Source organism: Microcoleus sp. F10-B2 (assembly GCF_036704965.1).
GTDB lineage: Bacteria > Cyanobacteriota > Cyanobacteriia > Cyanobacteriales > Microcoleaceae > Microcoleus.
Genome location: NZ_JAUBTB010000032.1, coordinates 1 through 9566, shown reverse-complemented (window position 1 = coordinate 9566; position 9566 = coordinate 1). Strand labels below are relative to the sequence as shown.

Genomic DNA, 9566 nt, shown 5'->3' with positions numbered 1-9566 from the left:
CACCATCGTAGGCAGTCACACAGCCAGTGGAAGATGCTTCCGCACCATCGTAGGCAGTCACACAGCCAGTGGAAGATGCTCCCACACCAGCATTACCGAGAGCTTCCTCAGAGAGTTCAGCCAAGTAGCTGGGGAGTTTACCAGTGGTGCTCCGCATCACTGGTTTGCCTTGTTGGGGCAGAATGTTCTTCTTATCCATGAGTAATTTCCTCATTTTGTTGTTTGGTTTGTTGACCCGTTGAGGTGGGTCAATCCTCTTCTTCGTTGGGAAGAAGCCTAGTAGGGCGACATCTGGTATGTAGCGAAGCCTGTCGCCCGCAAACTTTAAAAAGACTTAAAACGGTATAGTCGTGGGGTTCATCTCTGCCTCAGCCAGGGCCACGGTTCGCCATCCCAACTTCACCGGCACATCATAGAGCCGCCCTGGACCCAACCGCGACCAAAAGGTTCGCATTCCCGGTACAATCACTTTGACCACGTTCAAGCCGATGTCCGGTCGCGTCTGGTCTAGCACCAGGGTTTCTAGCCCTACGGCTTGGGCAATCTCCACACAGTTCATCACATCTGTGTAGATGTCATCACTCCAGCGGTTTGGATAATCACTGGCAGTCTTCAGCGGCTGCGATGCATCTGGGACTAAACAAGGATGACTTGTTCGAGTCACTTCTAGCCACCAGTCTTTCGACTCACCCTTAATCCGCTCGTCGGGAATTTTGTCAAGCTCCAGCCCAAGTTGGCTCACCTCAGTGAGGGCACGAAGAATGGCAATCTTCGGGTCGAGGTGTGCCCCAAAACCAATAGCTATTCGCTCTGAACCCACCGTGCGATTAGAGAGACCTGCAAAGGCTGGAATTCCGAGGTCAGCAGTCAAATCCAGCACCCATAATTCTCGGTTCTGTTCCCGGTAAAACTGCTGTAACTGGACAAAGTATGGATCGTCAAAGCTCGTCAAGTCCACCCCCGGACGGCTGAGGCGGTTGTACCACCACAGAGCTACACAATCGCGCTCCACCAGTTCCATAAACCCTTGCAAGATTGCCTCTTCCAAGGTGTTGCCTGCAGCATTACCGTTGGAATCCGCCTTGCAGAAGCGTTCAGCTTCCGGCATCGGGTAGTTGTAGTAGCAAAAGCCAGTAGGTACATATTTGTGCTTTTGCTCAGTCAACGACCACACTGGTGTCCAGTCGATCGCTTTACTGGCGTCAAAGCGATGGGGAATCCAGCGATAACCTGCCGCTGAACCCTGAGCGTTTAAGGCTTCCCGATTGGCATACTGGGCGTCGCTAAAGTACAAACACTCTTGGGGATGAATTGCCAAGTCCTCTAGTTCTGCCAGCGTTGCCCGTTTGCGGGGTTCGTCTCCTTGAAAGATGCCCGAATAGCGTTCCACCGCCTCGCCGAAACCACTAGCTCGGGATTGGCTATCGGTCTTACCTTTGCCAGAACTCTTGTAGTTCAGGGTATTACGTAGCCCCCGCAGGGTGGTGGCACTGCCGAAGCTATGCACCGCCCGGTAGGTATGCACCAAGGGATTAGTCGGGTCAGATATCCGCACCAATTCAGTTACGACTCCCGTTACGGGGCTGAGCAAGTGCTGGTATTTCTGCAAGGTCTGTTCTGGGCTGGTGGTACGGTAACCATTATCATGGGTGAACTGCTTGCGGCGCGATTCTAGCTTCAGCGGTTCAAACCCTCGCCTCTGCAAAATTCCCGAGTCCCCACAGGTCGGACATTGCGGCCGCTTCATCAAGATATGGCTTTTCAAATCCAGAATTGTCTGGTTGAAGGTGATAATCTTGCCGTCGAGGGTGGGGAAGCGTGCCGTTCCCGGCGCAGTGGCATTGACGTGTTGCTTGACAATCCACTTGGCGATCTCGGTGGCGGCGAACTGTAACCCCGTTTGCAGGGTCGAAGGCAGCGTCGCCCGTGCTGTGGGCAAGCAGCTTAATACACGCCCGTTCTGACCATTGCGCTCTTGCTGGGCTTGTTTTTGCACCAAGACCGACGACTCAACTTCGCGGTTGCCCCGCAGCCGATGGGCAAGACAGCTCCAACACCCCGTTTTTCCAGGAACAAACACCGGTCCCAACCAGAGGACACTGCCCACTGGCTTGACGAGCAGCCAAGCTTGTTGGCGCTCTAGAGCCTGCTTGTTGATGGTGGCTAGTTCCTGCTGCAAATAGTCATCGGTCAAGACGATGTTGAGCGCCGCCTCCGAACCCGCGTCTGTGGGGTTTTGCACCGGAATGCCCATGTCCCGCAGGGCAGTTGCGAGGGCAGCAAGAGTTACTTCACTGATGTTATCGCCCACCGTTGTCAGCGTGACCGGCTGCTGTAGCCCCTGGGCCGCCACGGGGGGTGCAATCCCTAACTCGCTCCAAAATGCCGCCACTTCCGAGGATAGTTCCGGGGCTACCTCGGTGAGGTAGCCTTTCTCTGCGAGGCGATCGAGCACATAGTCAATGTGTTCCGCCGGGAATTCCCCATCAAATTTTTCGACAATCTGCTCCCGGGTGTGTTGCCCATTCAGCAGAGGCACGATTTGGCAGTAGAGTTGCCCGCTGAGGGCGTGGTTGCTCTGTTCGCCAAGGAGGTAGACTTGGTTTGGCTCGATCGCCTCGACATGAAAGTGGGGCTTAATTTGGAGGAGTGTGGTGGATTGCATAGAGCGAACAGTCAGTCATTAAGTGGACGATAACAAGACAGGCTAGGGATTAGGTCCAGATGCGGCCCCGGCGGAAGGGTTTAGGGTGTCTCTGTGACTTCTTGGCTTGCTTCTTGGCGTAGTCGCACCAGTAGGCATAATCTTGCAGCCCGGTCTGGGAAGTAGGCACGTAAGACTTTTTCTCTTCAGGGGTCGAGGAGACTTCCGAGGGTGTTACTTCTGTTTTCTCCTTAGCCGTTTCCTTTTTCTCATTAGCCATAGTTTCCTCAGTTTCCTTAGTTTCCTTGGGTGTTTCGGGTGTTTCGAGGGTTGGCGGTTGCTGGGGGGCCACAACCCCCTCTAGCTTGAGGTAGTCGATCCGGTGTGCCCCATCTCCCGACCCGCGATCGGTAGTCAGGGTCAGGGTATGTTGCCCAGCGCTGAGGGCTGGCAAGGGAATCTGGGTTTTTGTTGGCTTGCCTGACCCGACCCCGACGAGTTCGGTCACTGGCTCACCATCAACCCAGAGGGTGTCAACTTGAGATCCAAAAAAGTTGTAAAAGAGCGTAAGTTCGCCTGTGCTGTAGCTTCGGACAAGGGAGAATTGGATATTCAGTTTGTCCGTGGAAAAAAGCTGCTTTCCTTTGCTCTGCGGTTTGGTCTTGCGACCGGGAACCACGAGCAACGATGGCATCTGGGGCTGGTTAATCGGGTCTCGATCTGACCCAACAACGTAGGTAAATTCCTCTTGCCAGCCGCCTACCTGCGAAAACTCCTGACCTCCTTTACCAGCTTGACCAATTTGCCATAGGGTTTCAGTTTGCTGAGGCATGGTGATTAGGGGCCGATCAGTGGCTCATTAATAAAATCGTCCCATGCCCCCAAAGCCGCCCCAGCCCTGGCTGGCTGCACTCTGGCTGGCACTAGAGTGCATCACTTGGCTGAAACTGCGGTTGGCATAGGCTGAAGGATCGTTATAGTTGGCGCCGTGGAGCAGATCCATCCGAATATGCACCAAATCCTCGGTAAGACCATCTTCCACATCCACGCACAGCGCAGGCTGGATGAAATGAGGCCGTTTGACGGGGGGAGACAATATAGGAAGTCGCATGGTTGAGGATTCTCCGTATCGATAGGGTGAACAAATCTAGATATCTTGGCGAGAGTCCATTTTGTTGTGGCACTCTCACCCCAATTGTATTGCCCTTTAATACGGTGAAGACCAAGAACGAACTTCGCCCAATGTGACCGGAATCAGATCGCTGACATCAATGGTGAAGCGGAAAATCTTCTTAGCACGGCGGTTGTTTTCAGGGTCGAAGAACTTCAACTTCACATCCCAGCAGTCGCTATCCATGCGACAGAAGGGGCTTTTCTCAACAGTAATGCTGTCGAGTTCCATGCCGACGGCAACCGCTTCGCTGAAGGTTCGGGCCGCTTGGAAGGCGTTGGTGACGGAGAAGTTCAGGGCGCGGTCTTGGGAAGTGGTTCCTAAGTTGCGGAGGTCGTAGTAGATGCGGTTGAGGAAGCCATCTAAGGTGTTGCGGATGCGGTCTTCATCAGCAGTGCCGTCTTCAGCTTGAACCGCTGCCATCGCCTCTCTCACCAAGCTGTTGACTTTCCAACCGTAGATGCCGCGAGTGCTTTGGGGTTCAACCACCGGGATAACTTGACCGGAGAAGAGCTTGACTTTGCGCCCGGTCAAGATGCCGGGGATGCTGACGCGCTCAACGTATTCGGCATCGTTTTCGGGTTGGATTTGACCGGATAGCAGTTCGTGGAGAGCGCGGTAGGACTCGGCGGCGAAGGGACCGGTGGGGTCGATCGCATAGACGGGAGTCAGTTCAATGTTAAGCGTCCAAATGAGCGATCGGGCCTCAGAAATATTGTCGTCCAGGTAGTCCACCATCTGACGGGCGTCGTAGGGGTTCGCCGGCACCATCACCCCTCCCCCTATGTCAAACGGCGGCATCAGTTGCTTGAACGAGTCCCGGCGGGCTTCAGTCCCGAAGTCATAGCCGAGGGTTCCGAGGGCATAAACAATCTGACCGAGAGCCGGAAGTTCGCTGGGGGCTTGGCTGGCGGTGACGGAGTTAGCAGTTATGTTGGGCATCATTGGTTGTTGGGTTACAGATGTAGGAAACGATTGCATCAAGTTTTGCAAGTTGGGGGTGTTGCTAGGGACAGCCTCAGCAGCTCCTGGCTTGGCTGCAGCAGCAACCAAGCTAGGAGCCGGTTGCCCTTGATTAGCCATCGCTTCACTGGCGTTGGTTAAGCCGCCATCACAACCGCAGCCTGCGGCTTCTACTTCTGATGCACCCACTGATGCGAAATTCTCAGCCATTTTTCCTCCTTTTAATAACGTTATGGCTCCAGAGATGTTCAGTCTGCCCGCCAGACACCGACGGGTTTCTTCGGGCAAGTCAGGGTCGCAGGGTAAGGCACTCTGCAACAATATTTGACGAATTTTGTGGGGGTCGGGGGTTTCTCCCCGATCCCGCTGAAGACTCAGCAGCACGGCTGCTACACCGGAGACAATCGGAGTGGCGAAGCTCGTACCGCTCAGGCGGTCGGTGCCACCGCCTGGTTTAGCTCCCAGGATGTCCTGGCCAGGGGCAAGGATGCCTTGGTCTTTGTAGGCTTCGCCCCAGTTGCTAAAGTCCAGGGGTTTGCCATTAGCATCCATCGCCCCTACCGCTAGCACAGAGGGCAAAGCAGCGGGTACGTGCAAGCAATCGCAACTGTTGTTGCCAGCCGCAGCGACGAGCAAGACGTTGTTCTCTCGGCACAGACGAACGGCATTCCGCAACCAGCCATCGGCCTCGCCATAGTCGGTCAGTTGACCCCCACTGAGGTTGATCACGTGGGCGCCGGCATTGACTGCTTGCTCGATCCCCCTAGCCAAATCTAGCTGGGAAGTTTTGAGGCGATCGTCGGCGAAGACTGGCACAATTATTCCTTTACATTTGGGAGCTATCCCCTCCACCGGACTGCCCGGTTGCCCAAAGATAATGCTGGCAACGTGGGTGCCGTGGGCGGACATATTGCCACCGATCTGGGCCTCCGCTTTAACCAAGGTGGGAAGAAACGTTAAGTCGGCGCCTTGGAAGCAAGGATGATTTTGGTCAACAGGACCATCCAAAACGGCAATACAAATACTACTATCCCCCTGGGACACCGTACTTAATGTATCTAGCATTTAAACGTATTTATTCCAAACACTAATCAGCATAGAGTAGTTTTTTTAGACCTATTGATAGCTGCGTTTTCACCTTCAATATGAGGTATGACAAGCAGGCTGCTTGAAGTTTAGTCTTTGAAAAAAGACGAGCTGGACAGTTTGTTGAACCCTAGGGATTAGTTGTAGTGCAGCACAATCATATGCTTGCCAGATGAGCGAGCTGAGGATGAGCGGGGATCGCTCGTCTAAGTTGGCTAGCTGCTGGTTGTGTAGCGCTATACTAAAAACTTGAAAATAATAAAAACATAATGAGCAGAGTTTAGGCAAGTGATTCTACACATTTCTTATTATTTGGAGAAATTTTGTACTGCTATCGTGCCTTCATCCTGTTAAGCTTAGTTGGTATGTATTTGGGATGACAGGTTGGTCTGCATAAATAAAGACTATGTATAGAAGGGAAAGGCATAGCGTTACAGACCTAAAAATTCACTTGGTCTGCGTAACAAAATATCGAAAGTCCGTATTCACGGACGATGGGCTGGATTTGGTTGAAAAATCTTTCCGAGAAGTAGCTCGACAGATGAATTTTCAGATATTAGAGTTCAATGGCGAAGGCGATCATGTTCACGCACTGATTGAATACCCGCCCAAGCTGTCTGTTTCACAAATAGTAAACGCACTCAAAGGTGTATCTAGTCGCCGTTACGGACAAGCTGGATACCAGAAACCCGACCAAGAATCTTTGTGGAGTCCTAGTTACTTTACCGTTTCTGTTGGAGACGCACCAATTGAAGTTTTGAAGCAGTACATCAAAGACAAAAATCGCCCTAGAAGCACGAGGATTAAATCCCGTTAATGTCGGTCATTGCAAACAAGATGGAGTTTGAATCCAAAAAATTAATCTACAGAAGTCTGTCCTCTGGCTGCAATCCGTTTGAAGACTTTGTGCTGTTGAATCCGGGGATTTTGGCAGAAACAAACCTACCTGCGATCGCCTATTTTTAGAAGACAATGAGTTTGAAAACACGCCCTAGCTCTTACCAAAACTAGAACTCATTGTTTGTTGAAGTTCCGTTAATTCAGTTATAAAACTGTGAAAAAAGCGATCGCCCATAACTTTATGGGTGCTTTTTGCTGATTGGCCAGGCGGCGGTGGGTATTGTGCTTTAGGCTCTACTCATTTGAAAAAATGCTAAAAAACATCCCATTTTTCCCCGGAATACCATTCTACGGAAAAACAAATAATTCTCGGAAATATCAGGTTGTGCTGCAGCACAGCGAAGAAGATTGCGGCGCGGCTTGTCTGGCTTCGATCGCCAAATTTTACGGACAGAATATTACAATTAGCCGCTTGCGAGAATTTGTCGGTACGGGCCAGCAAGGGACGACTTTACTGGGCTTGAAACAAGGTGCTGAGGCGATCGGCTTTAATGCTCGATCGGTGCGAGCAGCCGCTGCAATTTTAGACAAGCTCGATGATGCCCCTCTACCGATGATTATTCACTGGAACGGCTATCACTGGGCAGTTTTGTATGGGAAGCAGGGCAACAAATATGCGATCGGCGATCCGGCTGTCGGTATGCGCTACGTTTCTAAAGCAGAATTAGCAGCAGGTTGGACAGATTGGCTGTGCTTGCTAGTAGAACCCGATGCGGAGCGGTTTTTTGCAGCAGCAGACGGTCAACCGCCCGCCAATTCCTTACAAAAATGGATGCGCCGGATTGGGATTTACCGCCAGATTTTAATGGAAGCATTTTTGCTGAATGCAGTGTTGGGTTTGCTGTCGATTTCTTCGCCTTTTCTAGTTCAACTGCTCACCGACGACATCCTGGTGCGGGGCGACAGACAACTCCTGGCGAGTGTGGCGATCGCAGTTATCGTCATGAACCTGTTTAGCAGCAGTTTAGGCCTGGTGCAGTCGAACTTGATCGCTCAGTTTTCCCAGCGTTTAGAATTGGGATTAGTGATGGAATTTGCGCGCAAATTCCTGCGATTGCCTTTGAGTTTTTACGAAACCAGACGCAGCGGCGAAATCGTCAGTAGATTACAAGATATCCAAGAAATCAATAAATTAGTTTCTCAAGTCGCTATCAGCTTGCCCAGCCAATTTTTTATAGCTGTAGTTTCTTTTATTTTTATGCTGTTTTACAGCAAGGAACTGACACTGGCAGCTACAGTAATTGCTGTGCTGATGACTGCCTCTACAGTCGTGTTTTTGCCCGTTTTGCAGCACAAAACTCGCAGTTTGTTTGTGCTGGAAGCAGAAACTCAAGGTGTTTTAGTAGAAACTTTTAAAGGCGCGCTGACAGTCAAAACTACTAGCAGTGCCCAGGAACTTTGGGAAGAATTCCAAACCCGCTTCGGCCGCTTAGCAAATCTCACTTTCCGCACTACGCAAATCGGCATTCTCAACAATATATTTTCGGGTTTTGTTGCCTCGGCGGGCAGCATTACTCTGCTGTGGCTTGGTAGCGGTTTGGTGATTGACAAGGTATTGAGTATCGGTCAGTTGCTAGCGTTTATCAGCATGAATCAAAATGTCACTACTTGGGTGAATTCCTTAGTAGGATTTAGCGACGAAATGACTCGCGTCCAGACAGCAACTCAACGGCTTTCGGAAGTTATCGACGCTGAACCGGAAACTAAAAACGATAGTAATAAACCTTTCGTAACCATTCAGGATCGCGACGGTATTGTTTGCAAGGGTGTTAGTTTTCACTACCCCGGCAGACTTGACTTGCTGGAAAATTTTTCCGTCACGTTTCCCGGCGGTCAAGCAATTGCTTTGATCGGCTATTCCGGCTGCGGAAAAAGTACGCTAGCTAAAGTAATTGCTGGTCTGTATCCGCTGCAATCGGGTAATATTAGAATTGGCGGTTACAACTTGCAGGATTTGTCTCTCGACAGTCTGAGACAGCAGGTGGTTTTGGTTCCTCAAGAAGCACATTTTTGGAGCCGTTCTATTATGGAAAATTTTCGTTTGGGAAGTCCAGAAATCAGCTTTGAACAGATTGTGAAAGCGTGCAAAATTGCGGGTGCCGATGAATTTATCAGCCAATTGCCTGATAAATATCAAACAGTTTTAGGGGAATTCGGAGCGAATATTTCTGGGGGACAAAGACAGAGATTGGCGATCGCCCGCGCCATTCTCCACAACCCGCCCGTATTGATTTTAGACGAATCTACCGCAGGGCTTGATCCCGCAAGCGAAGCGGAAGTCTTAGAAAATTTGTTGATGTACCGGCACGGGAAAACCACGATTTTTATCAGTCACAGACCGCGAGTGATCGATCGCGCCGATTGGATTATCATGTTAGAGCACGGCAGGTTGAAACTGCAAGGATCGGCTGCAAAATTGCGATCGATTCCAGGAGACCATTTAGAGTTTTTGCATCCTTAAACAAGTGAGAACCTATTAAATCCCCGACTTCTTGAAGAAGTCGGGAATTTGAGTATTCTGTTGTCCTAAATCAATCTGACATATAGCTGGTAAAAGTATAGTCATTTATTGCATGACATGGGAGGCGTTAAGTCCCTCCCCTTCCCTTTCACTTTGAGCGGATCGACCCGCCTCGGCTGAACTACGCAGCTCCCTATCCCATTGCTGAACGCATTTGGGATTGCTTTTCTAAGGATGTTGTACGCGGCGTTGACATCAGAATTAATTAACCCTCTTTTGTCACTTTAGGCAGAGGAAAAGTATAAATCAGGCTGAGTCAGGAATATAGAGATTGAATCTGT

The 9566-nt window shown here is 50.8% G+C and carries 7 protein-coding genes and 1 pseudogene; 2 read left to right on the top strand and 6 right to left on the bottom strand.

The window, feature by feature from the left end:
- The 5 genes from QUA99_RS14335 to QUA99_RS14315 all read right to left on the bottom strand — a co-directional run.
- Nucleotides 1-199, bottom strand: a 199-nt coding sequence (locus QUA99_RS14335) for a microcyclamide/patellamide family RiPP (protein WP_333441895.1), incomplete at its 3' end; no start/stop codon positions are given.
- A gap of 135 nt (nt 200-334) precedes the next feature.
- Nucleotides 335-2665, bottom strand: a complete 2331-nt coding sequence (locus QUA99_RS14330) for a TOMM precursor leader peptide-binding protein (RefSeq protein WP_333237691.1) — start codon at nt 2663-2665, stop codon at nt 335-337.
- Nucleotides 2666-2714: 49 nt separating this feature from the next.
- Nucleotides 2715-3476, bottom strand: a complete 762-nt coding sequence (locus QUA99_RS14325; RefSeq protein ID WP_333237689.1) for a cyanobactin biosynthesis PatC/TenC/TruC family protein — start codon at nt 3474-3476, stop codon at nt 2715-2717.
- 27 nt (nt 3477-3503) lie between these two features.
- Complete coding sequence (locus tag QUA99_RS14320) at nt 3504-3755, bottom strand: cyanobactin biosynthesis system PatB/AcyB/McaB family protein (protein ID WP_333237687.1); 252 nt, start codon at nt 3753-3755, stop codon at nt 3504-3506.
- Nucleotides 3756-3851: 96 nt separating this feature from the next.
- A complete protein-coding gene (locus QUA99_RS14315) occupies nt 3852-5843 on the bottom strand; it encodes a PatA/PatG family cyanobactin maturation protease (protein ID WP_333237684.1) in 1992 nt (663 codons plus the stop codon).
- A gap of 427 nt (nt 5844-6270) precedes the next feature.
- Between QUA99_RS14315 and tnpA the strand changes: the two genes are divergently transcribed.
- Together tnpA and QUA99_RS14305 are read left to right on the top strand one after the other, a co-directional pair.
- Nucleotides 6271-6681: an IS200/IS605 family transposase gene (gene tnpA, locus QUA99_RS14310; protein ID WP_445251011.1), complete on the top strand. Its 411-nt coding sequence runs from the start codon at nt 6271-6273 to the stop codon at nt 6679-6681.
- A gap of 333 nt (nt 6682-7014) precedes the next feature.
- The gene (locus QUA99_RS14305) at nt 7015-9225 is read left to right on the top strand and encodes a peptidase domain-containing ABC transporter (RefSeq protein WP_333237680.1); all 2211 of its coding nucleotides are present in this window, start codon (nt 7015-7017) and stop codon (nt 9223-9225) included.
- A 105-nt stretch (nt 9226-9330) separates the two neighbouring features.
- On the opposite strand, the pseudogene QUA99_RS14300 reads toward QUA99_RS14305, so the two are convergent.
- A pseudogene (locus QUA99_RS14300) lies at nt 9331-9494 on the bottom strand (RNA-guided endonuclease TnpB family protein); the annotation flags it as partial.
- Nucleotides 9495-9566 lie beyond the last annotated feature (72 nt).

Bases quoted from the DNA above. Each gene is read 5' to 3' on its own strand.
- QUA99_RS14330 (WP_333237691.1), bottom strand. From the start codon at position 2,665: ATGCAATCCACCACACTCCTCCAAATTAAGCCCCACTTTCATGTCGAG.
- QUA99_RS14325 (WP_333237689.1), bottom strand. From the start codon at position 3,476: ATGCCTCAGCAAACTGAAACCCTATGGCAAATTGGTCAAGCTGGTAAA.
- QUA99_RS14320 (WP_333237687.1), bottom strand. From the start codon at position 3,755: ATGCGACTTCCTATATTGTCTCCCCCCGTCAAACGGCCTCATTTCATC.
- QUA99_RS14315 (WP_333237684.1), bottom strand. From the start codon at position 5,843: ATGCTAGATACATTAAGTACGGTGTCCCAGGGGGATAGTAGTATTTGT.
- tnpA (WP_445251011.1), top strand. From the start codon at position 6,271: ATGTATAGAAGGGAAAGGCATAGCGTTACAGACCTAAAAATTCACTTG.
- QUA99_RS14305 (WP_333237680.1), top strand. From the start codon at position 7,015: ATGCTAAAAAACATCCCATTTTTCCCCGGAATACCATTCTACGGAAAA.